Below are 25,629 nucleotides of genomic sequence, written 5' to 3'. Positions count from 1 at the left end.
AACCGCCGTCGACGCGGCTCCGGACGCCGTAGATTTCGTAAAACCTACGCTGTATGTTTCATTCAGCTCAGGTCACGAGGAGGTTTCCATGGCAGTCGTCGTCTTCCGCGGCGGAACCGTGCGCATCGACGGGCACCAGCCCGACGTCGACCGGCTCGTCGTCGTCGACGGCACGATCGCCGAGTCCTGGCATCCGGTGCCCGACGATGCCGAGCAAGTCGACCTCGAGGGAGGGCTCCTGCTCCCGGCGTTCGGCGACGGTCACGCCCACCCGCTGCTCGCGGGACGCGAGCGCCGCGGCCCGGAGCTCCGCGATGCGGCGAGCGTCGCCGAGATCGTCGCGCGGGTCGGAGCATGGGCCGCGCGGTCCGAGGCGCCGTGGCTCGTGGGCGGGAGCTACGACGCCACCATCGTGCCCGGGGGCATGTTCGACGCCCGCTGGCTCGACGAGGCGGTGCCGGATCGCCCCGTGGTGCTGCACGCCTGGGACTACCACACGGCGTGGGTCAACACGGCGGCGCTTCGCGAAGCCGGAGTGGATGCCGACACCCCCGACCCGCCGCTCGGACGCATCGTGCGGCGCGACGACGGTTCGCCTCTCGGCACGCTCGTCGAGCGACCGGCGATCGACCTCGTGCTCGATCGCGCGCCCCACGCCGTCGTCGCCGCCGACGTCGAGGCGCTGGTCTGGGCGGGGGAGCAGCTGGCCGCCCGCGGGATCTCGTGGGTGCAGGAGGCGTGGACCGAAGCGCACGACGTGCCCGCGTGGGTCACCGCCGCGCGGAGCGGCCGGCTCCGCGTCGACGCCGACCTCGCCCTGCGTGCCGACCCCACGCGGTGGCCGGCGCAGCTCGCGGAGCTGCGACGCACCGCCGATGCCGTCGCCGGCGAACCCGGACTCACCTGCCGCACGGTGAAGTTCTTCGTCGACGGCATCCTCGAGAACCACACCGCCCACCTGCTGGAGTGCTACCACGACGCCGAGACGCGCGGCCTGCCGAACTGGCAGCCCGAGCACCTGCGCGACGCGGTCGCCGCGTGCGATGCGGCCGGCTTCGACGTGCACCTGCACGCCATCGGCGATGCCGCCGTGCGCGCGGCGATCGACGCGGCCGAGGGGATCGCCGACAGCCTCCGCCGCGGCCGCCGACTGACCATCGCCCACGCCCAGGTCGTCGACCCCGCCGACCTTCCCCGGCTGGCCGACCTCGAGGTCACCTTCTGCTTCCAACCGCAGTGGGCGATGGCCGACGCGGTCATGACCGACCTGACCCTGCCGCGCCTCGGGCCCGGTCGCGAGCGGCAGTACCGCATGCGCGCGGCGCAGGCCGCGGGCGCGCGACTGAGCTTCGGCAGCGACTGGCCCGTCACCTCTCCCGACGTGCTCGCCGGGATCCGCACCGCCGTCACCCGCCAGGACGCCGACGGGGCGCCCACCGGCGGGTGGCAACCCGACGAACGTCTCACCGTGGACGACGCCCTCGATGCCGCCACGAGCGGCGTCGCCTTCCAGGCCGGCGATCAGGACCACCGGGGGCTCTGCGCCCCGGAATGACCGCCGACCTCGTCTGGCTCGACCGCGACATCCGTCGCGGGCCCGCCGACCGCATCGCCGATGCCCGTATCCGGGGCACCTGGCGCCGTGGCGTCCGCACCTTCTGAATCGCTCTTTCCGACTCGAACAGGAAATCGCATGTCCTCATCCGACACCTCGCTGCGGCGAGTCATGGGGGTCCCCTCCCTCGTCATCTTCGGTCTGGCGTACATGGTGCCCCTCACCGTGTTCACGACCTACGGCCTCGTCGCCGTCACCACCGGCGGTCACGTGCCGACCGCCTACCTGGTGACCCTCATCGCCATGCTCTTCACCGCCTTCAGCTACGCCGCCCTCGTGAAGGCCTTCCCCCGCGCGGGCAGCGCGTACACGTACGCCCGCCGAGCCTTCGGCGGCCACGTCGGGTTCCTCACCGGCTGGTCGTTGATGATCGACTACCTGCTGCTGCCGCTCATCAACTACGTGCTCATGGGCATCTACCTCAACGCGCAGCTCCCCGGCATCCCGCCGTGGGTGTTCGCCCTCGCCGGTGTCGTGCTGATCACGGGGCTGAACGTCGTCGGCATCACCGTGGTGCGCAACGCCAACCTGGTCCTGGTGGGTCTGCAGCTGGTGTTCGCCGCGGTCTTCGTCGTCTGCGCGGTGCTGCACGTCGCCCAGAACCCCGGCGTCTCGCTGCTGCAGCCCCTGTACGACGCCGGCCTCACCTTCCCCGGCCTGCTCGCCGGAGCCGCGATGCTCGCGCTGTCGTTCCTCGGGTTCGATGCCATCTCGACGCTGTCGGAAGAGGCCCGCGACCCCGAGCGCACCGTTCCCCGCGCGATCATCCTCACCACGATCATCGGCGGGCTCATCTTCACGGTCATCGCGTACGTGTCGACGCTCGTCATCCCCCGCGTCGCCGACCTCGAGAACCCGGATGCCGCCGCCAACCAGATCATGGAGGTCGCCGCCGGCCGCTGGCTCGAGGTCTTCTTCCTCATCGCCTACATCGCCGGCTGCATCGCCGCCGCCCTCGCCTCGCAGGCGAGCGTCGCGCGCATCCTGTTCGCGATGGGCCGCGACGGAGTGCTGCCCGCGTTCTTCGCCCGTCTGAGTCCGCGGTACCAGACCCCCGTCGGCGCTGCGCTCTTCGTCGGCGTGGTCTCGCTGGCGGCGCTGGTGGCCGACCTCAACACGGTGGCCTCGCTCATCAGCTTCGGTGCCCTCGCGGCGTTCTCGCTCGTGAACCTGTCGGTCATCAAGCACTTCCTCATCGACGAGCGTCGCCGCGGAGGTGCCGCGATCCTCCGCTTCGGCGTTCTGCCGGCGCTCGGCTTCGCGCTGACCGCCTGGCTGTGGTTCAGCCTGTCGGCTCTGGCGTTGACGGTGGGCCTGGTCTGGATCGGCGTGGGAATCGTGTGGCTCGCGGTGCTGACCCGCGGCTTCCGCCGCCGCCCGCCCGAGGTCGAATTCGACGACGAGGCACCGGCGCCCGAGCGCATCGTCGCCTGACGCCCTCGACGAAGCGCCCGCCCCTCCCCGGGGGCGGGCGCTTCGCCGTGTGGGCGCAACCCCCGGGCCGTTTCCAGGTGCGGCGGGTATTCCGGAAGTCGAACCTTCCGATCGAGAGGAACCGCCATGCGGGGAGTCATCATGCACGCCGCCGGAGATGTGCGCGTCGAGGACCGCGCCGACCCGGTCATCGAAGAACCGACGGACGCCGTCATCCGCCTGGCCGCCTCCTGCATCTGCGGCTCCGACCTCTGGCCGTACCGCGGATCCGACGACGTGGATGCCACGCCCATGGGCCACGAGTACGTCGGCGTCGTCACCGAGATCGGCTCCGAGGTGAAGAACGTCGCGGTCGGCGACTTCGTCGTCGGGTCGTTCATGGCCTCCGACAACACGTGCGAGATCTGCCAGGCGGGCTACCAGTCGCGCTGCGTGCACGTCGTGCCGATGGGGCGCGTGGGCACCCAGGCCGAGTTCGCGCGCATCCCGCACGCCGACGGCACGCTCGTCGCCACCCCCGGTCAGCCCGACGACGACCTCATCCCGTCGCTCCTGGCCGCGAGCGACGTGCTGGGCACCGGCTGGTTCGCCGCGGTGGCGGCCGAGGTCGGCCCCGGTAAGACCGTCGCCGTCGTCGGCGATGGAGCGGTGGGACTGCTCGGCATCCTGGCCGCGAAGCAGCTCGGCGCCGAGCGCATCATCGCGATGTCGCGGCACGCCGATCGGCAGGAGCTCGCCCGGCGGTTCGGTGCGACCGACATCGTCGAGGAGCGCGGAGACGAGGGCATCGCCCGGGTGAAGGAGCTCACCGGCGGCCTCGGCGCGCACTCGGTGATCGAGGCCGTGGGCACGCAGCAGTCGATGGAACAGGCCGTCCGCTCCACGCGCGCGGGTGGCCACGTCGGCTTCGTCGGCGTCTCGCACGACGTCACCCTCGAGGGCCAGGAGCTGTTCCGTTCGGCCGTGCACCTGCACGGCGGTCCCGCTCCCGTGCGGCGGTTCCTCCCCGAGCTCATCCAGCTGATCTGGGACCGCGAGATCGATCCCGGCGCCGTCTTCGACCTGACCCTTCCGCTCGAGGAAGCAGCCGAGGGGTACAAGGCCATGGACGAGCGTCGCGCCACCAAAGTGCTGCTGACGATCCCATGACCACCGCGACGCGGGAACGTCGCGCGGGGGCGGCGGCGGGCCTCGCTCTCGCGCTGATCGCGCTCGCCGGCTGCACGGGGGAGAGGACCGCGTCCCCCGCCGCATCGCCCGCATCGACCCCGACGGCCGGAACCCCCGGGTTCGTCGTCCCCGACGGGGGGCCCGAGGTCGTGGCATCCGGGTTCACCACCCCCTGGTCGGTGGCCTTCGTCGGGGACACCGCCCTCGTCAGCCAGCGCGACACCGGCGAGATCCTCGAGATCATGGGCGACGACACCCGCGTGGTGGGGGAGGTGCCCGACCTGGCGGCGCGCGGCGAGGGCGGGCTGCTCGGCATAGCCCACGCCGATGGCATGCTCTACGCCTACGTGACCACCCCCGACGGCAACCGCGTCTCACGCTTCGCGCTCGAGGGCTCGGCCGGATCCTTCGCCCTGGGGGCCGCTCAGACGGTGGTGGACGGCATCCCCTCCGCGAACACCCACAACGGAGGCCGCCTCGCCTTCGGTCCCGACGGCATGCTCTACGTCACCGCGGGCGATGCCGGCGATCCCGACGCGGCGCAAGACCCGGAGTCGCTCGGCGGCAAGATCCTGCGCGTGACCCCCGAGGGTGACGTGCCCGCCGACAACCCCCTCGCCGGCTCGCCGGTGTGGAGCATGGGGCACCGCAACCCGCAGGGCCTCGGATGGGATGCCGAGGGCACGCTGTTCTCGTCGGAGTTCGGCCAGAACACCTGGGACGAGCTCAACGTCATCGAGCCCGGCGCGAACTACGGCTGGCCCGAGGTGGAGGGCACCGGTGGCGACGACCGGTTCGTCGATCCCGTGCAGCAGTGGGCGCCGGTGGATGCCAGCCCCAGCGGTCTCGCGGTCGTCGACGGCTCGGTGCTCATCGCGAACCTGCGGGGCCAGCGCCTGCGGGTGGTCCCCACCGCCGACCCCACGAGCGCACGGGAGTTCTTCGTCGGGGAGTTCGGTCGCCTGCGCGACGCGGTGCTCGCTCCCGACGGATCGCTCTGGATCGTCACGAGCAACACCGACCGCGGCGGGGGCGGCGACGACGCCGTGCTGCGGGTGCCGCTGACGGCGGAGTGAGCGGCTCGTCCGGTCACCGGAGTCGGAGCGCGCCCTACGGCGTCAGTACCGTGACCCCCGCGTCGGCCAACGCCGCCGCGAGGTCGGGAGAGGGCGGCGCGTCGGTGATGAGGTAGTCGGCCTTCTCGAGCGGGGCGACCTGGGCGAACAGGCGCCGGTCGAGCTTGGAGGAGTCGGCGAGGATCGCCGTGCGATCAGCCCGCTGGATCATCTCGCTCATCATCGTGGCGTCGCCGAGGTTGCTGGTCGAGAAGCCCGAGGCGTCGACCGCGCCCACCGCGATGAGCGCGTAGTCGCAGCGGATCTCGACCTCGGGGGTGTGCGAATTCATCGCGAGGGTCACCGGCCCCGTCGTCGCCTGCGTGATGGTGCGCACCGCTCCGCCGAAGAGGAAGAGGTCGCGGAAGACGCTGGGGGAGATCTCGGCGGGGATGCGCAGGTTGTTCGTCGCGATGGTCAGGTTGCGGTGGTTGCGCAGGGCGCGGGCGACGGCGAGCGTGGTGGTGCCGGCGTTCAGCACCAGCACCGAGCCGTCCTCGATGAGGTCGGCGGCCAGCGTGGCGATGCGTTCCTTCTCGGAGATCTGCATCTGCAGTCGCACGTCGAGGCCCCGGTCGCGGCCGGGAACCGACATCGCGCTGACGGCACCGCCGTGCGTGCGGACGACGATGCCTTCGCGGTCGAGCTGATCGAGGTCGCGGCGCACCGTGTCGATCGAGACGCCGAAATGCGAGGCGAGATCGACGACCGTGACCTGACCCGACTCGGCGACGTAGGCGGCCAGCTCGGCCTTGCGTCCCGCGGGCAGTCGCCTCTTCGTCGTGGCTGTGGCTGCGTCCATGCCGTCATCTCTAGCACAGAGCAGCAACCGAATCGGCACTCGTTGTGTGAAAACGGCATGGAAACGCAGTAAAGCCGCGTTTTTTGCTGCTTGTCGCGCAGTTCGATGCGGCAATTGTCACGAATCTGCATCGAACGCTTGACCGACCCCGCAGGTGAGCGCATACTCGTGCTGAAAGCAGCAATAACGCGCACAACAGCGCTAAATACAGCAAATCTCAATGAGGAGAAACGATGGACAACAGCGGGCGCCGGCGTCGGAACGCCATCAAGCTCGTCGGTGTCGCAGCAGCGGCCTCGACCCTCCTGGCCATGGCGGGGTGCTCGTCGAACGGCGCCGCCACCTCGGCAGACGGAGACGTCACGATCGAATTCGCCCAGTGGTGGGAGCCCGAGCTGGGAGACGGCCAGTTCCGTGGCCTCATGGACCAGTTCGAGCAGGAGAACCCGGGCATCAAGGTCGACCTGGTCAGCGGACCGTACGCGTCGACCAAGGAGCAGCTCTTCGCCGGAGCCGCCTCCGGCACCATGCCCGACGTCGTCGGTCTCGACGGCGCGTGGGTGAGCGACTTCGCCAAGCAGGGCGTCATCGCCGACCTGACGAAGCTCATGGGCGACTCGGGCTACGACGACAGCCAGCTGGCCAGCCAGATCCAGGTCGACGGCAGCACGTACATGATCCCCGTCGTGAACTTCGTGTACCCGATGTTCACGAACGACGGCATCCTCGCGGAGGCAGGTGTCAGCGCACCGCCGTCGACGCGCTCCGAGTTCGCCGACGCGGCCAAGAAGATCTCGGCGCTCGGCGGCGACGTCTCGGGGTGGGTGCTCCCGCTCTCGCTCGAAGCCCCCAACGGCGTGCAGAACGACGTCATGTCGTGGGCCTGGGCCTCGGGCGGCTCGATGCTGAAGGACGGGCAGCCCGACCTCACCAACGCCGACGTCACCTCGGCCACCGACTACATCCAGCAGCTGTGGAAGGACGGGGTCATCGCCCCCGGCTCGTTCACGATGAAGGAGCAGGACAAGGTCGAGGAGTTCACCAACGGACGCGTCGGCATGATGATCGACTCGCTCGCGCACATCAACCTCATCCGCGAGTCCAACCCCGACCTGACCTTCTCGATCTCGGCGATCCCCGCCGAAGACGGCTTCACCGGTGAGCGGGGCATCCCCTACGCCTCGTGGGGGATCGGCGTCGCCGAGAACTCCGAGCACAAGGACGCCGCGTTCAAGCTCGTGCAGTTCCTGATGGGCACCGACGTCAACAGCGAGCTGTCGACGATGGCCAAGGCCTTCCCCGGCAACACCGAGAGCGTGCCGACCTTCGTCGAAGACGACGCGCTGTTCAAGACGGCCTTCGACATCTACAAGGCCGGCTACCCCGCCAACGAGTTCACGGGCCTCCCCGTCGCCGAGGAACTCATGCGCCAGTTCGGCACCCAGTTCCAGTCGGCTCTGGACGGTCAGCAGTCGATGAGCGACGCGCTGAAGAAGACGCAGGACGAATGGACGTCGGAGTTCTGATCCGACCCCGAACCGGGATGCCGCACCGCCCCCACGCACGGTGCGGCATCCCGCTCAGCGAAAGCCGCACATCATGACCATGCGCACCCTCACACCCCCCGACACCGAGGTGATCGTCACCGGACGACCGCTCTCGCGCCGCACCCGCCAACTCCGCAAGGCCGGCGAGGCCTACGCGTTCCTGTCGCCGACCCTGATCCTGCTGTTCGTCCTGATGATCGTCCCGATCGTCATGGTGATCGGCTACTCGTTCCAAGACAACGTCATCCTGAACAAGAGTCCCGAGGTCGTGGGCGTCGACAACTACGTCGCGATCCTCACCGACCCGGGCTTCTGGAAGGCGACCGGCAACACCCTCTTCTTCACCCTCACCAGCGTCGCCGCACACCTCGTGCTCGGACTCTCGTTCGCGATGCTGCTGAACAGCCGGCTCATCGGCGCGATCCCCCGGGCGATCTTCCGCGGCCTGTACGTGCTGCCGTGGCTGTTCACCGTCGCCGTCATCGCCGTGCTCTGGCGCATGCTGCTCTCGCCGAACGGCATCGTGAACTTCCTGCTGAACACCGACATCGAGTGGCTCGCCTCGCCGTCGCTCGCGCTCGGCACGGTGACCTTCATCAACATCTGGGCCGGCTACCCCTTCTTCATGGTGAGCCTGCTCGCGGGTCTCCAGGGGATTCCGAGCGACCTGTACGAGGCGGCGACCGTCGACGGTGCCAGCCCCGCGCAGCGGTTCTGGAACGTCACCATCCCGCAGCTGCGCCCCATCATCGTCAGCCTCGTGCTGCTCGACCTGATCTGGACGTCGCAGCAGTTCGCCCTCATCTGGCTGACCACGGGCGGCGGTCCGATCGACGTCACCGAGATGCTCAGCACCTACACCTACAAGCTCGCATTCGCGAAGTACGACTTCTCGATGGCCTCCACCTCGGCGGTGCTGGTCCTGGCGATGTCGATGATCATCGCGGTGCTCTACGTCCGCCAGCAGAAGGCGAGGGACTGACATGGCCCTGACCACCCCCGCGCGCCCGCGCGCCATGAGCACCGTCGCACGCCGCCGGTTCGCCCAGACCGGCGTGTTCATCGGCCTTCTCCTCGGTGCGGTCTTCGCCGCGGGACCGGTGCTGTGGATGCTGTCGAGCTCGTTCAAGTCGAACACGCAGATCTTCGAGCTCCCGCCGCGCCTGATCACCGAGACGTTCTCGTTCGACGCGTACATCTCGATCTTCACCAACCCCGAGACGGTGCGCTTCTTCATCAACAGCTACGTCGTCGCGGGAGCCGTGACGATCCTCACGCTCCTGGTGGCGATCCAGGCCGCGTACGCCTTCAGCCGGTTCGAGTTCCGCGGCAAGCGCATCGTCAACGTCATCATCGTCAGCGTCCAGGCCGTGCCGCCCATCACCCTGCTCATCCCGTACTTCGGGCTCATGGTGGGACTCGGGCTCTACAACACCTATCCGGGCCTCATCTTCACCTACATGGTGTTCACGCTGCCCTACGCGATCATCATGATGACCGGGTACTTCAACACCCTGCCGAAGGAGCTCGACGAGGCCGTCCGCGTCGACGGGGCCGGATCCTTCACCGCCCTCTGGCGCGTGCTCGTACCCATCTCGATCCCCGGGATCGTCTCGGTGGGCATCTACACGTTCATGATCGCGTGGAACGAGTTCCTCTTCGCGCTGACCCTCACGCGCACCATCGACATGCGCACGGTGCCGATCGGCATCCAGTTGCTCATGGGACAGCACTCGTACGAGTGGAACCAGATCATGGCGATGAGCATCCTCGGCTCGATCCCCGTGCTGCTGCTCTTCCTGTTCTTCCAGCGTTTCTTCATCAGCGGCCTGACGGCCGGCTCGGTGAAGAGCTAAGCCACCCGACCCCACCCAACAAGGAGAATCTCCGTGCTCTACACCGGCAAGTCCATCCTCGACGTGGCGAACGCCCACAGCTTCGCCATCCCGGCCTTCAACATCAGCGACTGGTCGATGTTCACCGGGATCATGGACATCAGCGAAGAGAAGTCCGCTCCGGTCATCATCGCCATCCACCCCGACGAGGTGTCGCACATCACGACCGACCTGATCGCCGCGATGCGCTCCCGCGCGCACCGCTCGAGCGTGCCCGTCGCCATCCACTGGGACCACGGCGGAACCTACGAGCAGATGATCGTCGCGATCCAGTCGGGCTTCACCTCGGTGATGATCGACGCCTCGCTCGAGCCCTTCGAGCAGAACGTCGCCCTCACCCGCAAGGTCGTCGAGGCCGCGCACGCCGTGGGCGTGCAGGTCGAGGGCGAGCTCGGCACCATCGGCGCGAACGACAGCTACGGAGAATCCGGCGCCGCCGAGATCATCTACACCAACGTCGACGACGCGGTGCGCTTCGTCGAGCAGACCGGTGTCGACAGCCTCGCGATCGCGATCGGCACCTCTCACGGGCTGTACCCGGCCGAGAAGAGCCCTGAACTGCGTCACGACCTGCTCGAGCAGATCAAGGCCGCGGTCGGCATTCCCCTCGTGCTGCACGGCGGCTCGAGCAACCCGGATGCCGAGCTGCGCCGTGCGGTCGAGCTGGGCGTGAACAAGATCAACATCTCCAGCGACATCAAGGTGGCCTACCACGACCGCATGCGCGAGATCCTCGGCACCGACCGGCGCCTGCGCGAGCCCAACGCGATCCAGCCCGAGCCCATCGCCGCGATGAAGATCACCGCGGCGGAGAAGATCGACCTGTTCGGCGCCGCCGGCAAGGCCGACCTGTACTGATCGGACGGTGACCGACGTCATGGCAGAAGACCTCGTCCTCGGACTCGGCGGCACCGTCGACTACGAGATCCGATGGGATGCCGCGGTGCTCTCCGCGCTCGCGCAGGAGCACGGCATCCGTCGAGACGAGCTGACCACCACGACGCCGATCATCGACGAGCGCTCGCTCGTGATCACGGTGCTCGCCTTCCTCGCCACCGGCGGGGGAGGCGAGCGCTTCGTCCTGTCGTCGCGGATCGTCGAGCAGTTCGCGGCCCACTTCGACAAGGAGATCACGCTCGGCGGCACGGGCGTGCGCGCGGGCATCGCCCTCGATCGCATCGGCGTCCCCACCGTGCAGCACCTCGTGAGCATCGACGACAACGTGCGGCGCCTGCTGCCGGCCTCGATGCGGGTGGTGTCGTCGGCGACGCGCGACACCCTCGACCCGCACCTGATCGTCCAGTACCCCGAGGGGACGACCGTGCACCTCGCGGACGCGGCGGTGACCGCTCCAGCATCCAATCGCCTGATCTTCGCCAACGACGCCCCCAACCGCGAGATGGCGATCGCCGAGGGACTTGGTGAGGTGCTCGAGGGAGCCGCGGCGTTCCTGATCTCGGGCTTCAACACCATGCAGGATGCCGACCTGCTCGCGCGTCGGCTCGACGACCTCGATGCGGCGATGGGCCACCTGCCCGCCGACGCCCTCGTGTACTACGAGGACGCGGGCTTCTACCAGCGGGAACTGTCTGCCCTCGTGCGCGCCCGCCTGCTCGATCGCATCGACGTGTACGGCATGAACGAGGACGAGCTGCAGGAGTACCTCGCCCGCCCCGTCGACCTGCTCTCACCCGACGACGTGGCTGCCGCGCTCGCCGAGGTCCACGGCCTCATTCCCGCGCGCACTCTGGTGGTGCACACGAAGTACTGGGCGATCGCCGTCGGTCCCGCGGCCGCCGCGCACCTCGCGGGTCTCGACAGTGCGGTGCGCACCGCCGCGACCCGGTACCGGCTCGGCGATGCCTGCACGGCCGCCGACCTCGACGAGACCGCCCGTCTTCCCCGCCACGCGGGTGGGGCGGCTGTGCTGGCAGCGCTCCGCGAGCGACTGGGGGCCATCGGCGTGCCCGCGTTCGTCGTCGACACCGCCCACCCCACCACGATCGGCCTGGGCGACACGTTCGTCGGCGGATTCCTGGCCGCCGTGCCGGCCGCGGCGCGCACGGCGACGGGGGCTGCCCTGGAGCGTGCGCTCGACGCGGCGGCGACCGCGTCCTGACCGGGGCGGACGAGCGCGCACTGCCTTGGGCGCTGCGCGCTCCGCGCGTGGCGAGCGACGCCCCGTCAGCGCGTCGCGGTGTCGGCGTCGGGGTCGGAGAAGGGCCCGCACGCGGCGATCACGCGGCGCAGGCTCACCGCCGCCTCCCACGCGTCGAGGGGTTCCTCGTCGGCCGCGAGCTCACGCAGGCGGTCGGTGTACCGCGTGAGCGCCGTCTCGGCCTCGTGCAGCTGCGGGCTCGTGCTCTGCGGGTCGGGCGGAGTGACGGCCAGGTGCGACACGCTCTCGATGGCCTGGGCGAGCGCGCGCCGGGCGTCCGGGGGCAGGCGCGTGTCGACGTCGGGTCCGGCGGTCAGGCGGCCGAGGGCCGCCGCCAACTCGCGGGTGGCGTCGGCGATGCCGGTGAGGGCATCGAGGCGACGGCGGTTCAGGTCACGCGGAGCCTGCAGGCGCCGGCCGCGGGGGTTGTACCGGCGACTCTCGTCGGCGAGCTCGACCTCTTCTTTCACGTCGGCGAGGGTGCCGGTGAGACCCTCCGAGGCCGCGTCGGCGGCCGCGGGGTCGAAGGCGTGACCGGCGAGCGAATCGGCGATCGCGCGCAGGGCGTCGCCGAGAGCATCGCGCAGGTGGCCCAGCCGGTCGTCGGCCCGCTGCACCCGCAGCGGGGGCACCACCACGAGGTTCACCACCACGCCGACCACGACGCCGAAGGCCATCGTGATCAGGTACGACGACGAGTAGCCGTCGGGGTCGGCGCCGCCCAGCAGCAGCACGAAGAGTCCCGCGATGGCCACCCAGTCGCGGCCGACGCCGAGCGCGCGCACGCCGGCCAGCAGCACGCCGATCAGGATGACGACCGCGACCGCCACGATGCGCGGCAGGCCCGTTCCCACCACGGCGAGGCTCGCGAGGCCCAGCCCGATGCCCAGCGCGAGACCGACGACCGCCTGCACCCCGCTCGAGGCGGAGCGGGCGACGGTGGGGTACATGCTGACGAGCACGCCCAGCGGGGCGTAGTACGAGTACTCGCTCTGCGCGAAGGGCACGAGGGGCGCGAGATACCAGGCGAGGGCGGCCGCCGCAGCGGTCTTGGCGGCCAGCAGAAGGCGGTCAGGGGTGACCGCGTCGGACCACCACCGTCGCGGATCGAGGGACGGGGACAATCTCATGAGCGATGAGGGCGCGGGCGAGTCGACACCGAACCCATCCTGCGGGCGTCGCGACGCGCGGTCGCGGGGGTTGCCGTGGCGCGGCGGGCGAGGTACCCCTCAGCTGCGTGGGCGGTAGGCCTCCCACAGCACCCGGGTGTGGCGCGCCTTGGCCTTCTCCACGCCCGTCTCGTCTTTGCGTGCCGCGCTGACCCACTCGGCGGCGCGGCTGGCCATGGCGCCGAGCACCATGCGCACGTCGGCGTGCGAGGCCGGGGGAACCACGGCGTCGGCCGCCGGCATCCGGCCCTTCGCCGCCAGCTCGTCGCGCACGTGCCGCACGACCAGGTCGGCCACGCCGACGGCGTGACTGTTCACGACGCAGTGCGCGGCCCCCTCGATCTCCCACCGGCGCGCGGAGCGGGAGCGGGCGACCAGGCGCGAATGCAGCCGGCGCGGCGAGGGGCGGTCGAACTCGCCGCGCACGAGCAGCAGGGTCGCGTGCGCTGCACCGATGCGGTCCGAGATGCGGTAGCGCAGCATGTGCGGCAACGTCTCGAAGAAGTAGAGGAACCCGCACAACAGGTAGGCCGACACCGCCAGCAACGCGATGTGCACGGACTCGCGCAGCGTCGACTGCACGAAACGCACCGCTTGGGTGAGGGCGTGGGCCTCGCTCTCGTCGACGACGGGACTCACGAGCACCGCGTGCGAGAGATCAGGCCGCCGCGCGAGCACCTCGGTGACCACCTGCGTGCCCATCGAGTGACCGATGAGCACGGGGTCGTCGAGGTCGTAGTGGTCGAGCACCCCCTCGACCTGGTCGGCGAAGAAGGAGGCGGTGGGCTGCTCCCCCGACGCGGGGACCCCGCCGAAGCCCGGCAGGTCGAGGGCGAAGACGTCGCCCTCGTTCGCGAGCAGCGGTGCGAGGAACTCGAAGTACGTCGACGCCACCCCGATGCCGGCCACGAGCACGAACGAGCGCCCCGTCGTGGCCCCGCTGGATACGCGGGTGACCCTGGTTCGCGCGTCGCCGCGCCGATAGGTCTCGACCTGGACGTCGGCGGGTCTCGGGTCGCGGGGCATCGATCCAGGATGCCGTACTCGCCTGGGCGCTCTGTCAATCCCGGGGGCCGTGTCGACCGCGTCGGCCTAGCCTCGACCCATGAGCGATTCCTCCCGAGAAGAAGAGACCCTGGGTGCCGTCCGCGACAGCGACAACCCCGCCGAGAAGGACCCCTCGGACTGGGTCACCGGCGACGAGCCGATGACCGCCCCGCAGCGCAGCTACCTCGACACGCTGGCACGCGAAGCCGGCGAGGAGATCCCCGCCGACCTGAACAAGGCCGAGGCGTCGGAGCAGATCGAGCGTCTGCAGGCCGAGACCGGCCGCTCCACCAACTGACGGTCGCCTCGCGCCCCGGGCGTCCCGTCCGACCTGCTGGTCAGGTCGTGCGGGACGCTCTGTCGTGGAGCCGCAGCTCGTCGATGTCGTGGGTCTCACCGCGGGCGATGTCGTCGAGGAAGTCGGCCACGATGCGCCGCTCGGCGGCACCCAGACGCCCGGCGGCCGCGGAAGCCGAGGAGTGGCGCACCGCCAGCACGCGGCGGGCGGGGGAGTCGGCGTCGATGGTCTCGCGCACGACGATCGAACGGCGGTCGCCCGGGTACGGTCCGCGCTCCACCCAACCGGCCTCGGCCAGTCGATCGATGAGGGCGGTGGTCGCCGCCGACGAGATGCCCAGCATCTCGGCCAGCAGGCGCGGGGTGACAGGGGCGTCGTCGGTGTCGCGCTGCAGCAGGAACCGCAGCACCTTGGCGTCGTTGGGGCCGATGCCGAGCGACTGGAGTGCGGCCCGCTCGGAGGCGACCCCGGACTCGGTGAGGTCGGTGAGGGCCTTGACGACGTCGTCTGCCGACGTGGTGTCTTCCATCTCGCCTCCCGCGATCTCTCGGCGGCCTAGTGTCTCCGAGGCCGATCAAGTAGACAGCCTCGCTACTAACCATGGTAGCTGTCCGCCTCGCGCAGGGGCAGGGGGCTGGGCGTTTCCCTGTCATAGGATGCCCAGGTGGAGAACGACTCGGGCGAAACGCGCTATTGGTACGGCGCCGCGGACGAGGATCGTCGCCGACGCGCCATCGAGGTGCTGCAGGCGTTCCGCGTGTACCGCGCCGCCGAGGTGGCGATGCGCCGACGCACCCGCGAGTCGATGTCGATGGGCGAGAACGAGCTCCTCGTGCTGCGCTACCTGCTGCGGGCCGCCGGACAGCAGCGTCAGGTCTCACCGAGTGAGCTGACGCGGTACCTCGGTGTCTCGACGGCGTCGACGACCGCCATCGTCGACCGTCTCGAGAAGTCCGGCCACGTCACCCGCACGCCCCACCCCACCGACCGGCGCAGCATCTTCATCGTCGCCACCGCGGCCAGCGACGACGAGGTGCGCGCGACGCTCGGGACGATGCACTCCCGCATGATGGGCGCCGTCGTCGACATGACGCCGGAAGAGAGCGCCGCGGTCATCGCGTGCCTCGGCCGTCTGCAGGATGCCGTCGACCAGGTCGATCCGCACCCGGAACCGGTCGACTCCGAGCGGTGAGTCGCCGATCGACGTCAGCGGGGTGACGCTCAGGGCATCCGGGCGGCAGTCCGCCGGTCCGGGTCAGGACCCAGGGTGCTCCGGCTCGGGCACCAGCAGGAGGCCGCCCGAGGAGTTCGCGGAGTTCGCCAGGTCTTCGACCCAGGCGCGGCTCAGCAACGCCGGCTCCGGCTCGTCGAAGACGAAGCGCAGGGGGATCGACGGGTGCAGCCACACCGTGCTGCGACCCACGTCCTGCCCCGGACCGTGCGTCCACGACAGCGTGAAGCTCTCGCCACGGCGGAGCTTGGTGGCGATGACCACCTTGAGGTGCGCGAGCGCGCGATCCTCGATGTCGATCGGTGTCGCGGCGTCTCCGTAGTAAAGCGTTCCCACACGCTCACGCTAGTCGTGCGGAGCGTGGAGCCCGTCGGGGTTGCCTCACCGCCCCGCGCCGTGGCACCGGATGGCGGATGCCGCTCTGCGTTCCTCGGCTAGGCTCGGACGCATGGGCAGATTCATCTACGACACCGTCGCGAACGCCGTCGACATCGATGACCGCACGCTCGCACACCTGCGCATCGTCGTGATGAACAAGCTGCGCCGCTCGGAATCGTTCATGTTCGACGTCGAGGTCGGTGACGGCAGTGGCCGCCGCAGCTTCTGGATGCACCCGTCGGTGCCCATCCAGTTCCACTTCTACGGGAGCCGTCAGCCCCGCATCAACCGCGTGTGGGTCGAGGACCTCATGCTCGCGGCATCCGGACCCAACGGCCTGGCCATCACGCCCGAGCCCAGCGAAGACGCGGGCGTCGAAGAGGGCTGATCGTCGGCGCGGCGCCGAGAGTGCCGCGGGTCGGGCGCGTTCAGTGCGCCGATGACGAGGCGTCGGCCTCGGCGGACGGCGCGATGTCTTCGGCGACGAGCATGATGCCGCCCGAGGAGTTCGCCGATTCGGCCAGCCGCTCGATCCACTCGCGACTCAGCATCGTGGGTTCCGACTCGTCGAAGACGAAGCGCAAGGGAATGGCCGGGTGCAGCCACAGCGTGCTGCGGCCGCGCTCCTCGTCGTCGCGGTGACGCCACGAGAGCGTGAAGCTCTCGCCACGACGGAGCTTCGTCGAGATCACGACCTTGAGATGCGCGAGCGCGCGATCCTCGATGTGGACGATCGTGCCGCTTCCGCCGTAATGAATGGTCCCCATGCGGCCCACGATACGCGAGGGTCTCGCCGGATACGCCGAGGATTGCCCGGTGTCAAGACCGCCGGACGGGACGGGGTGCCCCTGAGATCGTGGGACCTTCACGGAAGGAGGGCGCCATGACTCATCCCCCCACGCCTTGGCACCCGGAACCCGGCGACGAATCCGACGATCTCCCCCACGTCTTCGACGGACTCATCGGCATCGACGTCATCGACGGCGAGCTCGTCCCCCGCGCCTCGGAGCCGCCACGCCGCTGATGCTCCCAGGGCCCTCGTAGGCGCGCTGGATAACGTCGAGGTCATGACGGACTCGCTGGACGAACAGCAGATCACCGTCTCGGGTGCGGCGTTGCGAGCCCTGAGGGACGATTTCCAACGGTTCCTCATGGAGTACCGCTTCGGGCTGGCCGAGGTCGAGACAAAGATCTCGATCCTGCGCGAAGAGTTCCAGGAGATGCACGCCTACAACCCGATCGAGCACGTGTCGAGCCGGGTGAAGTCACCCGACAGCCTGGTCGACAAGGTGCGGCGCAAGGGCGTCGAGACCGACTTCGACTCGATCCGCGCAGCGATCACCGACATCGCCGGCATCCGCATCACCTGCAGCTTCGTCGATGACGCCTACCGCTTGTCCGACCTGCTCACCCGGCAGGACGACATCACCGTGCGCGAGGTGAAGGACTACATCGCCGAGCCCAAGGCCAACGGCTACAAGAGTCTGCACGTGATCGTCGAGGTGCCCGTGTACCTCTCGACCGGCCGGGTCGACGTTCCCGTCGAGGTGCAGTTCCGCACCATCGCGATGGACTTCTGGGCCAGCCTCGAGCACAAGATCTACTACAAGTACGACCGACTCGTGCCCGACGATCTGCTCGCCGAGCTGAAGAACGCCGCCGACACCGCGGCTGAGCTCGACGCGCGCATGGAACGGCTGCACCGCGAGATCCGCGGAGCGCAGCCGGGGGTGGTCTCGCTCTGACGAGCCCGTCAGAATGGAACGATGAGCGACGACGCCGGCCTCCTCGACGAGGTCGCAGCCGAACTGCTCGTCCTGCCGCCCGCGCGATTCACCGCGGCCCGTAATGCGCGAGCCGACGACGTGGCGGGACCGGTCGGTCGCCGCATCGCGCGACTGCGCAAACCCACGGTCGCCGCGTGGGCGGTCAACCTGCTCGTGCGCGACGGGCAGCTGGGCGAGGCCGTGGAGCTCTCCCGCGCTCTGCACGAGGCGCAGGACGACCTGGATGCCGCGGAGCTCGCCCGCCTCGGACGTCAGCGGCGTCAGCTCGTCACCGCCCTCGCCCGGCGCGCGGGAGAGCTCGCCGCCGCGGAGGGCACGCCGCTGAGCGGCGCGATGATCGACGCGGTGCAGAAGACCATCAACGCCGCCGTCGTCGATTCCACGGTCGCGGCGGCCGTACTGACGGGACGGCTCGTGGCGCCCGTCGACCTGGCCGATCTCGAGTCCGATGCCCTGGGGGCCGCGGTCGCCGGGTCGGTCCCCGGCGTGGTGCCCGCCGCCGGTCCGCGCGACGATCTCGCGGCCCGACGCGCGCGCAAAGCCGCCGAGCGGGCCGTGCGCGAAGCCGAGCGTGCGCGCGCCGAGGCCGATCGCGACCTGGCCGGTGCTGACAAGCGGCTGGACTCGGCGCGAGAGAAGGCCGATCGGGCGAACGAGCGGGTCGACGCGCTGCGCGCCGACCTCGAGCGGGCGGAGGCCGACGCCGCGGCCGCGGCCGCCGCGGTCGATGCGCGTGAGGGCGAGCGCGCCTCGGTCGTCGAGACCGCTCGGTCGGCGGCCCGGGCGCTCGAACGGGCGGAAGCTGCGAGCGATGACGGAGAGGGCGCATGACCGAGTCCACGGTGACGGCGATCCTCGACGCCGCGCGTCGGCGCCTGACCGACGCCCCGCGCGAGCGCATCGGCGAACTGCAGGAGGGGCGGCGGTTGCTCGGCATCCCGCGTGCGGCGCGCATCGCGCAGCGCGGGACGGCGTGGCACCTCGGGGTGCTGCTCGTGATCGACGACGGCGTGCTCGCCACGGGCGACATCGTGCGCTCGCACGAAGAGGTGCGCCGCGGTTTCGCCGCCGAATCGCAACGCCGCCGCGCCGAGCTGTCGGCGGCGGCGGCGCGCGGCGGAGTACCCGAGGGTGAGACGGTGCACATCGGGTGGCACCCCATCGACCTCGCCGCCCTCGACGCGGCATCGAGCCCCCTCGCCGTCCGCGGGGGAGAGGCGCTCGTGCGCTGGAGCGCGGCCGGGGGATACCAGCCGCTCGCCCGATACCTCGAGGAGCGCATCGAGCTGCTGCGTCATCCACCTGAGCGCGCGTGACGCCCCGCGCATAGTCGGGGGTTCGCCGGGTGTCAACTCTCGCGTCCCCGGTCTGTTCCGCGAGCGACGCTGGTCTATCGTGAGCGACGTGCAGCAGGTATGGCCAGGATCCAGTTATCCCCTCGGGGCCACTTACGACGGTAACGGGACGAACTTCGCCCTGTTCAGTGAAGGAGCGGAGCGCGTCGAGCTCTGCTTCTTCGAAGAAGACGGAACGGAGACGCGCTTCGAGCTCGTGGACGTCGACGCGTTCGTGTGGCACGGCTACCTCCCCAACATCCAGCCCGGACAGCGGTACGGCTACCGCGTGCACGGGGAGTACGACCCGGCCAGCGGCAAGCGCTACAACGCGAGCAAGCTCCTGCTCGACCCGTACGCCAAAGCCGTCGAGGGGCAGATCGACTGGGGCCAGCCGGTCTTCAGCTACGAGTTCGGCGACCCCGACTCGTTCAACGACGAGGACTCCGCCCCGCACATGATGAAGGGCGTGGTCGTCAACCCGTTCTTCGACTGGTCGGGCGATCGCCAGCCCAAGATCCCGTACGCCGAGAGCTTCATCTACGAGGCCCACGTGCGCGGTCTCACCCAGCTGCACCCCGACGTGCCCGAGGAACTGCGCGGCACCTACGCCGGCATCGCCCACCCGGCCGTCATCGACCACCTGAAGAAGCTCGGCATCACCGCCATCGAGCTCATGCCGGTGCACCAGTTCGTCAACGACTCCACTCTGGAAGAGAAGGGTCTGTCGAACTACTGGGGCTACAACACCATCGCGTTCCTCGCTCCGCAGAACACCTACTCCTCGACCGGTGACCACGGTCAGCAGGTGCAGGAGTTCAAGGCCATGGTCAAGGCACTGCACGCGACGGGCATCGAGGTCATCCTCGACGTGGTCTACAACCACACCGCCGAGGGCAACCACATGGGCCCCACCCTCTCGATGCGCGGCATCGACAACGAGGCCTACTACCGCCTCGAAGACGACGACAAGCGCTACTACACCGACTACACCGGCACCGGCAACAGCATGAACGTGGGCAACCCCCACACGCTGCAGCTGATCATGGACTCGCTGCGCTACTGGGTACTCGAGATGCACGTCGACGGCTTCCGCTTCGACCTCGCCTCGACCCTCGCTCGCGAGTTCTACGAGGTCGACAAGCTCGCCACCTTCTTCGAGCTCGTGCAGCAGGATCCGGTGGTCTCGCAGGTCAAGCTGATCGCCGAGCCGTGGGACGTGGGCCCCGGCGGGTACCAGGTCGGGAACTTCCCGCCCCAGTGGACCGAGTGGAACGGCAAGTACCGCGACACCGTCCGCGACTTCTGGCGCGGCGAGCCGCAGGCCCTCGCGGAGTTCGCCTCGCGCCTCACCGGTTCGGCCGACCTGTACGAGCACTCCGGTCGGTTCCCGGTGGCGTCCATCAACTTCGTCACCGCGCACGACGGCTTCACGCTCCGCGACCTCGTGTCGTACAACGAGAAGCACAACGACGCCAACGGCGAAGACAACAACGACGGCGAATCGCACAACCGCTCGAGCAACATGGGTGTCGAGGGGTCGACCGACGACCCCGATGTGTTGAAGCGTCGCGCGCAGCAGCAGCGCAACTTCATCGCGACGCTTCTGCTGAGCCAGGGTGTGCCCATGCTGCTGCACGGCGACGAGCTCGGTCGCACGCAGGGCGGCAACAACAACGGGTACGCCCAGGACAACGAGATCACGTGGGTGGACTGGTCGAACATCGACACCCCGCTCATCGAGTTCACCGCCGCCCTCGCGCGTCTGCGTAAGCAGCACCCCACCTTCCGACGCAGCCGGTTCTTCGACGGCCGCCCCGTGAAGATGGAGGAAGGCGCTCCCATCCCCGACGTGGTGTGGCTGCGTCCTGACGGCTCACTCATGCAGCCCGAGGACTGGGACAACGGCTTCGGGCTCGCGGTCGGCGTGTTCCTCAACGGCCAGGGGATCCGCGAGCGCGACCGTCGCGGCGAGTCGATCAGCGACGACCACTTCCTCGTGCTCTTCAACGCGGGTGACGACAAAGTCGACTTCCGGCTTCCCGACTTCGAGTACGCCCCCAAGTGGGACGCCTACGTCGACACGGCGGGCGAGCGGGCCAACACCGAGCCGCTGAGCCCCGGCGAGACGCTGCCGCTGGAGCCCAAGTCGCTCATGGTGCTGCGCGAGCACCACCTTCCCGAGCCCGAGATCGACCACTCGGTCGCGGCCTCGCTCACGGCGCAGATCCAGGTCATCGGCAACGACGACCTGCCAGGTCAAGCACCCAAGCCGGAGCTGTGAGCGACATGCGGCATCCGCTTTCGACCTACCGCCTGCAGATCCGCGAATCGTTCACCCTCGACGACGCCGCCGAGGTCACGGGATATCTCCGTGACCTCGGGGTCTCGTGGGCGTACCTCTCGCCGATCCTCGAGGCCACCCCCGGCTCCGACCACGGCTACGACGTCGTCGACGTCACGCGCGTCGATCCCGCCCGCGGAGGCGCGGAGGGTCTCGACCGCTTCGCCGCCGCGGCGCGCGCCGAAGGGCTCGGCATCCTGATCGACATCGTCCCCAACCACATGGGCGTCTCGGAGCCGCGCTCGAACGCCTGGTGGTGGGACGTGCTGCGTCAGGGGCGCGCCTCGGCGCACGCGACCGCCTTCGACATCGACTGGGAGTTCGGTGGCGGCAAGGTGCGGGTGCCGGTGCTCGGCGACCACCTCGACGCCGTCATCGATGAGATCTCGTACGACCCCACGCCGGCCGACGACGCACCCGACGGGCTCATCCGGTACTACGACCACGCCTTCCCGGTCGCACCGGGAACGGGGACGGATGCCGCGGCCTCGGGCTCGCGCGATGCCATCGAGGCGCTGCTCGACGCGCAGAACTTCGAGCTGCGGTTCTGGCAGGACGAGGCGGCCGAACTCAACTACCGCCGTTTCTTCGCCGTCACGACCCTCGCGGGCGTGCGCGTCGAACGGCCCGAGGTGTTCCAGGCGACCCACGCCGAGATCCTCCGCTGGGTGCGCGAGGGCCTCGCCGACGGCCTGCGCGTGGACCACCCCGACGGTCTCGTCGACCCGGGCGGTTACCTCGACCAGCTCGCGACCGCTCTCACCGAGGCCGGCGGCCCGGATGCCGGGTACGTGCTCGTGGAGAAGATCCTCGAGCACGGCGAAGCCCTGCCCTCGTGGTGGAAGACGGCCGGGACCACCGGATACGACGCCCTCGCCGAGATCGACCGCGTGCTCACCGACCCCGCCGGAGAGGCGGCGCTCGACGCGCTCGACGCGCGACTGCGCGCCGCCAGCGATCTCGCACCGCTGACCGGCTGGCACGACCTCATCCACGACACCAAGCGCAAGATCGCCGACTCCATCCAGGTGTCGGAGATCCGCCGGATCGTGCGCGGCCTTCCCGCGTCGCTCCGCGAGGAGTTCGAGGTCGAGGTGCTGCAGGACGCCCTGGCCGAGATCCTCGCGTGCTTCCCGACCTACCGCTCGTACCTCCCCGCCGGTCGCGCGCACCTCGACGCCGCCGCGGGCGAGGCCGAGGTGCGTCGCCCCGAGCTGGGGGACGTGATCGAGAAGCTCGTGCCCGCGCTCGCCGACACCGCGCTCGAGATCGCCTGGCGTTTCCAGCAGACCACCGGGCCCGTGATGGCGAAGGGCGTCGAAGACACGGCGTTCTACCGCTTCACGCGTCTCGGCTCGCTCACCGAGGTGGGCGGCGACCCCGGGCAGTTCTCGCTCGACGTCGACGGCTTCCACGCGGCGCAGGCCGCGCGGCACGCCTCGTGGCCGACCGCGATGACGACGCTCTCGACCCACGACACCAAGCGCGGCGAGGACACGCGTGCCCGCATCGCGGTGCTCGCCGAGATCCCCGAGCGCTGGGCCGAGGTGCTCGAGGAGTTCCGCGGCATCGCCTCGACCGGGCACGGGCCCTTCGATGCCCTGCTGTGGCAGGCCATCGTCGGAGCGTGGCCCGCCACGGCGTCCACGCGTCACGGGCTGTCGGAGTACCGCGAGCGTTTGCACGCGTACGCCGAGAAGGCCGCGCGCGAGGCGTCGGAGGTCACCGGCTGGTGGGAGCAGGACGAGGCCTTCGAGGAGCGCATGCACGCCGTGGTCGACGCGGCCACCGGTCGCGCTGCCGACCGCGTGCGCGCGTTCGTCGACGAGATCTCGGCCGCGGGCTGGTCGAACGGCCTCTCGGCCAAGCTGGTGCAGCTCCTCGGCGCGGGTGTGCCCGACGTGTACCAGGGCTCGGAGTTGTGGGAGCAGTCGCTCGTCGACCCCGACAACCGCCGCGCGGTGGACTTCGCCGAGCGTCGCCGACTGCTCGCCTCGATCGACGCCGAGGGTGCCGCAAGCCCCGCGGTCGATGAGACGGGCGCGGCCAAGCTGCTCGTGACCTCGCGCGCCCTGCGCGTGCGGCGCGAGAAGCCCCTCGACGTGTACCGGGCGCTCGAGGCTGCGGGAGTGGCATCCGATCACGTCGTCGCCCTGGACCGCGGCGGAGTGTTCGCCGTGGCGACCCGTCTGCCGTGGGGCCTGGCCGAGCGCGGAGGCTGGGGCGACACCGTGTTGCTGCTGCCCGAGACGCCGGTCACCGACGTGCTGACCGGCCGCGAGTTCCCCGGCGGCCCCACCCCTCTGTCGGCCCTGCTCGCGACGTACCCCGTCGCCCTCCTGGTCTGCTGACCTTGCGCGTGAGGCGCCGAGAATCGTCGCCTTACGCGCCCCCGAAGCGACACTTCTTGGCACCTCACGCGTAAGGAACGACCTCATGAGCATTGCCGTCTGGGCACCGAAGAGCACGCGGGTGCGGCTGCGCCGGCTCGACGACAGCGGCGACACCGTCGTCGAAGACATCGAGATGGCGGCCGGTGACGGCGGCTGGTGGACGGCTTCGACGCGCCTCGCCGACGGCGAACGCTACGGGTTCGTGCTGGGCGACGGCGACGACCTGCGTCCCGACCCGCGCTCGCGCCGCCAGCCCGGCGGCGTGCACGAGGCCTCGGCATGGTTCGACCCGTCGGTCTACACGTGGAACGACACCGCCTGGACGGGCAAGCAGCTCGCGGGCGGTCTGATCTACGAGCTGCACCTGGGAACCTTCACCCCCGAGGGGACCCTGGATGCCGCGATCGGCCGCCTCGAGCACCTCGTCGACCTGGGGGTGACCCACGTCGAGCTGCTGCCGGTCAACGGCTTCAACGGCACCTGGAACTGGGGATACGACGGGGTGCTCTGGTACACCGTGCACGAGGCCTACGGCGGACCCGAGGCGTACCAGCGCTTCGTCGACGCGGCCCACGCGGCGGGGCTCGCCGTCATCCAGGACGTCGTCTACAACCACCTCGGCCCCTCGGGCAACTACCTGCCCGAGTTCGGCGAGTACCTGCGCGAGGGCAGCCGCAACACGTGGGGAGACTCGGTCAACCTCGACGAAGACGCGGTCCGCTCCTACATCGTCGAGAACGCCCTGATGTGGATGAGCGACTACCACGTCGACGGCCTGCGCCTGGATGCCGTGCACGCGCTGCTCGATCACCGCCCGGTGCACGTGCTGCAGGAGATCGCCGAGCGCACCGACGCCCTGTCGGCGCACCGCGGCCTGCCGCTCACGACCATCGCCGAGAGCGACATGAACGACCCGAAGCTGATCCTGCCGCGCGAGGCCGGGGGCTACGGCCTCACCGCGCAGTGGTCGGACGACTGGCACCACACCGCGCACGTCGCGCTGACCGGCGAGACCATCGGGTACTACGAGGACTTCGCGGCGCTCGACGCGTTCGAGAAGGTCTCGGAGGGCGGCTTCTTCCACGACGGCAGCTACTCCACCTTCCGCGAGGAGAAGCACGGACACCCCATTCCGGATGCCGTGCCCAACTGGCGCCTGGTCACCTTCGCCCAGGACCACGACCAGATCGGCAACCGGGCCGCCGGTGACCGGCTGTCGCAGTCGCTGCCCTACGACCGCCTCGCCGCGGCCGCCGTGCTGACGCTGACGGCGCCCGGCACGCCGATGCTGTTCATGGGCGAGGAGTGGGGCGCGACCACGCCGTGGCAGTTCTTCACCTCGCACCCCGAGCCCGAGCTCGGCAAGGCCACCGCCGAGGGGCGCATCGCCGAGTTCGAGAAGATGGGCTGGGACGAATCCACCGTTCCCGACCCGCAGGACCCGTCGACCTTCGAGAACTCGAAGCTCGACTGGGACGAGGTCGGCGAGGGCGACCACGCGCAGCTGCTCGGGCTGTACCGCGAGCTGGCGAAACTGCGCCGCGAGCGTCCCGAGCTCACCGAGCCCTCCCGCGAGGGACTGTCGGCGTCGACCCGCGAGGCGTCGGGCGGTCGCGTCTACGAGCTGCGGCGCCACGACCTCTCGGTGATCGTGAACCTGTCCGAGGTCGAGATCACGGCATCCGTGGCCCGCGAGGCCCGCGTGCTGCTCGCGACGACCGAGGGCGTGGTGCTCGACCGCGACACGCTGACGGTGCCCGCGGGAGCCAGCGCGATCGTCGCCCCCGCGCGGTAAGACACGGCGACGGCCCCATCCCCGCGCGGGATGGGGCCGTCGCCGTGCGCGGCTCAGACCTCGAGCGAGCTGCGTCCCGTGTGCCCGGGCGGGAGGCCGGAGCGGTCCACGCGGAGG

At 70.0% G+C, this 25,629-nt stretch carries 25 protein-coding genes; 19 read left to right on the top strand and 6 right to left on the bottom strand.

Translation table 11 applies throughout. The features are described 5' to 3' along the window. Positions 1–88: 88 nt before the first annotated feature. From BJP65_RS06915 to BJP65_RS06900, 4 genes are all read left to right on the top strand, one after another. The gene (locus BJP65_RS06915) at positions 89–1,555 is read left to right on the top strand and encodes an amidohydrolase (protein ID WP_219811358.1); all 1,467 of its coding nucleotides are present in this window, start codon (positions 89–91) and stop codon (positions 1,553–1,555) included. Between the two features lie 138 nt (positions 1,556–1,693). Continuing rightward, positions 1,694–3,049, top strand: coding sequence for an APC family permease (locus tag BJP65_RS06910; RefSeq protein WP_055935857.1), 1,356 nt, complete (start codon positions 1,694–1,696; stop codon positions 3,047–3,049). Positions 3,050–3,175: 126 nt separating this feature from the next. Then, complete coding sequence (locus BJP65_RS06905) at positions 3,176–4,198, top strand: zinc-dependent alcohol dehydrogenase family protein (RefSeq protein WP_070408644.1); 1,023 nt, start codon at positions 3,176–3,178, stop codon at positions 4,196–4,198. Next, entirely contained in the window at positions 4,195–5,295 is a 1,101-nt protein-coding gene (locus BJP65_RS06900; RefSeq protein WP_070408643.1) for a sorbosone dehydrogenase family protein, read from the top strand. The genes BJP65_RS06905 and BJP65_RS06900 overlap by 4 nt, the downstream gene beginning before the upstream one ends. A gap of 34 nt (positions 5,296–5,329) precedes the next feature. Here the strand turns inward: BJP65_RS06900 and BJP65_RS06895 are convergent, their stop codons facing one another. After that, complete coding sequence (locus BJP65_RS06895) at positions 5,330–6,136, bottom strand: DeoR/GlpR family DNA-binding transcription regulator (RefSeq protein ID WP_055833427.1); 807 nt, start codon at positions 6,134–6,136, stop codon at positions 5,330–5,332. 233 nt (positions 6,137–6,369) lie between these two features. Here BJP65_RS06895 and BJP65_RS06890 point away from each other — a divergent pair, with 233 nt between their 5' ends. The 5 genes from BJP65_RS06890 (at position 6,370) to BJP65_RS06870 (ending at position 11,697) form a co-directional block, all read left to right on the top strand. Beyond that, complete coding sequence (locus tag BJP65_RS06890; RefSeq protein WP_055935867.1) at positions 6,370–7,662, top strand: sugar ABC transporter substrate-binding protein; 1,293 nt, start codon at positions 6,370–6,372, stop codon at positions 7,660–7,662. A gap of 73 nt (positions 7,663–7,735) precedes the next feature. After that, complete coding sequence (locus BJP65_RS06885; protein ID WP_055935870.1) at positions 7,736–8,665, top strand: carbohydrate ABC transporter permease; 930 nt, start codon at positions 7,736–7,738, stop codon at positions 8,663–8,665. Between the two features lies 1 nt (position 8,666). Then, the gene (locus BJP65_RS06880) at positions 8,667–9,539 is read left to right on the top strand and encodes a carbohydrate ABC transporter permease (RefSeq protein ID WP_235561568.1); all 873 of its coding nucleotides are present in this window, start codon (positions 8,667–8,669) and stop codon (positions 9,537–9,539) included. 33 nt (positions 9,540–9,572) lie between these two features. Next, entirely contained in the window at positions 9,573–10,436 is an 864-nt protein-coding gene (locus BJP65_RS06875; RefSeq protein ID WP_055833435.1) for a ketose-bisphosphate aldolase, read from the top strand. A 7-nt stretch (positions 10,437–10,443) separates the two neighbouring features. Then, the gene (locus BJP65_RS06870; RefSeq protein WP_258027536.1) at positions 10,444–11,697 is read left to right on the top strand and encodes an ADP-dependent glucokinase/phosphofructokinase; all 1,254 of its coding nucleotides are present in this window, start codon (positions 10,444–10,446) and stop codon (positions 11,695–11,697) included. A 65-nt stretch (positions 11,698–11,762) separates the two neighbouring features. On the opposite strand, the gene BJP65_RS06865 is transcribed toward BJP65_RS06870, so the two are convergent. Together BJP65_RS06865 and BJP65_RS06860 are read right to left on the bottom strand one after the other, a co-directional pair. After that, complete coding sequence (locus tag BJP65_RS06865) at positions 11,763–12,866, bottom strand: FUSC family protein (RefSeq protein ID WP_070408642.1); 1,104 nt, start codon at positions 12,864–12,866, stop codon at positions 11,763–11,765. A gap of 99 nt (positions 12,867–12,965) precedes the next feature. Further along, positions 12,966–13,931: an alpha/beta fold hydrolase gene (locus tag BJP65_RS06860; RefSeq protein ID WP_070408641.1), complete on the bottom strand. Its 966-nt coding sequence runs from the start codon at positions 13,929–13,931 to the stop codon at positions 12,966–12,968. Positions 13,932–14,010: 79 nt separating this feature from the next. Here BJP65_RS06860 and BJP65_RS06855 point away from each other — a divergent pair, with 79 nt between their 5' ends. Continuing rightward, positions 14,011–14,250 (top strand): DUF3072 domain-containing protein, encoded by a 240-nt coding sequence (locus BJP65_RS06855; protein ID WP_055833442.1) that lies wholly within the window; start codon positions 14,011–14,013, stop codon positions 14,248–14,250. A gap of 40 nt (positions 14,251–14,290) precedes the next feature. On the opposite strand, the gene BJP65_RS06850 is transcribed toward BJP65_RS06855, so the two are convergent. Further along, entirely contained in the window at positions 14,291–14,779 is a 489-nt protein-coding gene (locus BJP65_RS06850; RefSeq protein ID WP_070408640.1) for a MarR family winged helix-turn-helix transcriptional regulator, read from the bottom strand. Between the two features lie 135 nt (positions 14,780–14,914). Here BJP65_RS06850 and BJP65_RS06845 point away from each other — a divergent pair, with 135 nt between their 5' ends. Next, complete coding sequence (locus BJP65_RS06845; RefSeq protein ID WP_070408639.1) at positions 14,915–15,442, top strand: MarR family winged helix-turn-helix transcriptional regulator; 528 nt, start codon at positions 14,915–14,917, stop codon at positions 15,440–15,442. A gap of 63 nt (positions 15,443–15,505) precedes the next feature. On the opposite strand, the gene BJP65_RS06840 is transcribed toward BJP65_RS06845, so the two are convergent. Next, complete coding sequence (locus BJP65_RS06840; RefSeq protein ID WP_055833451.1) at positions 15,506–15,817, bottom strand: hypothetical protein; 312 nt, start codon at positions 15,815–15,817, stop codon at positions 15,506–15,508. 112 nt (positions 15,818–15,929) lie between these two features. Between BJP65_RS06840 and BJP65_RS06835 the strand changes: the two genes are divergently transcribed. Then, positions 15,930–16,247: a hypothetical protein gene (locus BJP65_RS06835; RefSeq protein ID WP_055833454.1), complete on the top strand. Its 318-nt coding sequence runs from the start codon at positions 15,930–15,932 to the stop codon at positions 16,245–16,247. 40 nt (positions 16,248–16,287) lie between these two features. Here the strand turns inward: BJP65_RS06835 and BJP65_RS06830 are convergent, their stop codons facing one another. Further along, the gene (locus BJP65_RS06830; RefSeq protein ID WP_070408638.1) at positions 16,288–16,626 is read right to left on the bottom strand and encodes a hypothetical protein; all 339 of its coding nucleotides are present in this window, start codon (positions 16,624–16,626) and stop codon (positions 16,288–16,290) included. Positions 16,627–16,742: 116 nt separating this feature from the next. Between BJP65_RS06830 and BJP65_RS16525 the strand changes: the two genes are divergently transcribed. The 7 genes from BJP65_RS16525 (at position 16,743) to treZ (ending at position 25,512) form a co-directional block, all read left to right on the top strand. After that, a complete protein-coding gene (locus BJP65_RS16525; protein ID WP_156458694.1) occupies positions 16,743–16,883 on the top strand; it encodes a hypothetical protein in 141 nt (46 codons plus the stop codon). Between the two features lie 43 nt (positions 16,884–16,926). Further along, positions 16,927–17,604 carry a GTP pyrophosphokinase family protein gene (locus BJP65_RS06825; RefSeq protein WP_055833460.1) on the top strand — a complete coding sequence of 226 codons (678 nt, stop codon included), beginning with the start codon at positions 16,927–16,929 and terminating at the stop codon, positions 17,602–17,604. Between the two features lie 21 nt (positions 17,605–17,625). Continuing rightward, entirely contained in the window at positions 17,626–18,477 is an 852-nt protein-coding gene (locus BJP65_RS06820; RefSeq protein ID WP_070408637.1) for a transposase, read from the top strand. Further along, entirely contained in the window at positions 18,474–18,962 is a 489-nt protein-coding gene (locus tag BJP65_RS06815; RefSeq protein WP_055833468.1) for a hypothetical protein, read from the top strand. The genes BJP65_RS06820 and BJP65_RS06815 overlap by 4 nt, the downstream gene beginning before the upstream one ends. A 79-nt stretch (positions 18,963–19,041) precedes the next feature. After that, a complete protein-coding gene (gene glgX, locus BJP65_RS06810; protein WP_258027535.1) occupies positions 19,042–21,264 on the top strand; it encodes a glycogen debranching protein GlgX in 2,223 nt (740 codons plus the stop codon). 5 nt (positions 21,265–21,269) lie between these two features. Further along, positions 21,270–23,675: a malto-oligosyltrehalose synthase gene (gene treY, locus BJP65_RS06805; RefSeq protein WP_070409884.1), complete on the top strand. Its 2,406-nt coding sequence runs from the start codon at positions 21,270–21,272 to the stop codon at positions 23,673–23,675. A gap of 85 nt (positions 23,676–23,760) precedes the next feature. Next, positions 23,761–25,512, top strand: a complete 1,752-nt coding sequence (gene treZ, locus BJP65_RS06800) for a malto-oligosyltrehalose trehalohydrolase (protein ID WP_070408636.1) — start codon at positions 23,761–23,763, stop codon at positions 25,510–25,512. Positions 25,513–25,629 lie beyond the last annotated feature (117 nt).

The organism is Microbacterium sp. BH-3-3-3 (genome assembly GCF_001792815.1).
Classification (GTDB): Bacteria; Actinomycetota; Actinomycetes; order Actinomycetales; family Microbacteriaceae; genus Microbacterium.
Note: the sequence above shows the minus strand (reverse complement) of the source record. Positions and strands in the feature narration are given on the sequence as shown.

Bases quoted from the DNA above. Each gene is read 5' to 3' on its own strand.
- BJP65_RS06830 (WP_070408638.1), bottom strand. From the start codon at position 16,626: ATGGGGACCATTCATTACGGCGGAAGCGGCACGATCGTCCACATCGAG.
- BJP65_RS06820 (WP_070408637.1), top strand. From the start codon at position 17,626: ATGAGCGACGACGCCGGCCTCCTCGACGAGGTCGCAGCCGAACTGCTC.
- BJP65_RS06915 (WP_219811358.1), top strand. From the start codon at position 89: ATGGCAGTCGTCGTCTTCCGCGGCGGAACCGTGCGCATCGACGGGCAC.
- BJP65_RS06835 (WP_055833454.1), top strand. From the start codon at position 15,930: ATGGGCAGATTCATCTACGACACCGTCGCGAACGCCGTCGACATCGAT.
- BJP65_RS06865 (WP_070408642.1), bottom strand. From the start codon at position 12,866: ATGAGATTGTCCCCGTCCCTCGATCCGCGACGGTGGTGGTCCGACGCG.
- BJP65_RS16525 (WP_156458694.1), top strand. From the start codon at position 16,743: ATGACTCATCCCCCCACGCCTTGGCACCCGGAACCCGGCGACGAATCC.
- BJP65_RS06895 (WP_055833427.1), bottom strand. From the start codon at position 6,136: ATGGACGCAGCCACAGCCACGACGAAGAGGCGACTGCCCGCGGGACGC.
- BJP65_RS06880 (WP_235561568.1), top strand. From the start codon at position 8,667: ATGGCCCTGACCACCCCCGCGCGCCCGCGCGCCATGAGCACCGTCGCA.
- BJP65_RS06910 (WP_055935857.1), top strand. From the start codon at position 1,694: ATGTCCTCATCCGACACCTCGCTGCGGCGAGTCATGGGGGTCCCCTCC.
- BJP65_RS06900 (WP_070408643.1), top strand. From the start codon at position 4,195: ATGACCACCGCGACGCGGGAACGTCGCGCGGGGGCGGCGGCGGGCCTC.
- BJP65_RS06860 (WP_070408641.1), bottom strand. From the start codon at position 13,931: ATGCCCCGCGACCCGAGACCCGCCGACGTCCAGGTCGAGACCTATCGG.
- BJP65_RS06890 (WP_055935867.1), top strand. From the start codon at position 6,370: ATGGACAACAGCGGGCGCCGGCGTCGGAACGCCATCAAGCTCGTCGGT.
- BJP65_RS06885 (WP_055935870.1), top strand. From the start codon at position 7,736: ATGACCATGCGCACCCTCACACCCCCCGACACCGAGGTGATCGTCACC.
- treZ (WP_070408636.1), top strand. From the start codon at position 23,761: ATGAGCATTGCCGTCTGGGCACCGAAGAGCACGCGGGTGCGGCTGCGC.
- BJP65_RS06855 (WP_055833442.1), top strand. From the start codon at position 14,011: ATGAGCGATTCCTCCCGAGAAGAAGAGACCCTGGGTGCCGTCCGCGAC.
- BJP65_RS06815 (WP_055833468.1), top strand. From the start codon at position 18,474: ATGACCGAGTCCACGGTGACGGCGATCCTCGACGCCGCGCGTCGGCGC.
- treY (WP_070409884.1), top strand. From the start codon at position 21,270: ATGCGGCATCCGCTTTCGACCTACCGCCTGCAGATCCGCGAATCGTTC.
- BJP65_RS06825 (WP_055833460.1), top strand. From the start codon at position 16,927: ATGACGGACTCGCTGGACGAACAGCAGATCACCGTCTCGGGTGCGGCG.
- BJP65_RS06905 (WP_070408644.1), top strand. From the start codon at position 3,176: ATGCGGGGAGTCATCATGCACGCCGCCGGAGATGTGCGCGTCGAGGAC.
- BJP65_RS06850 (WP_070408640.1), bottom strand. From the start codon at position 14,779: ATGGAAGACACCACGTCGGCAGACGACGTCGTCAAGGCCCTCACCGAC.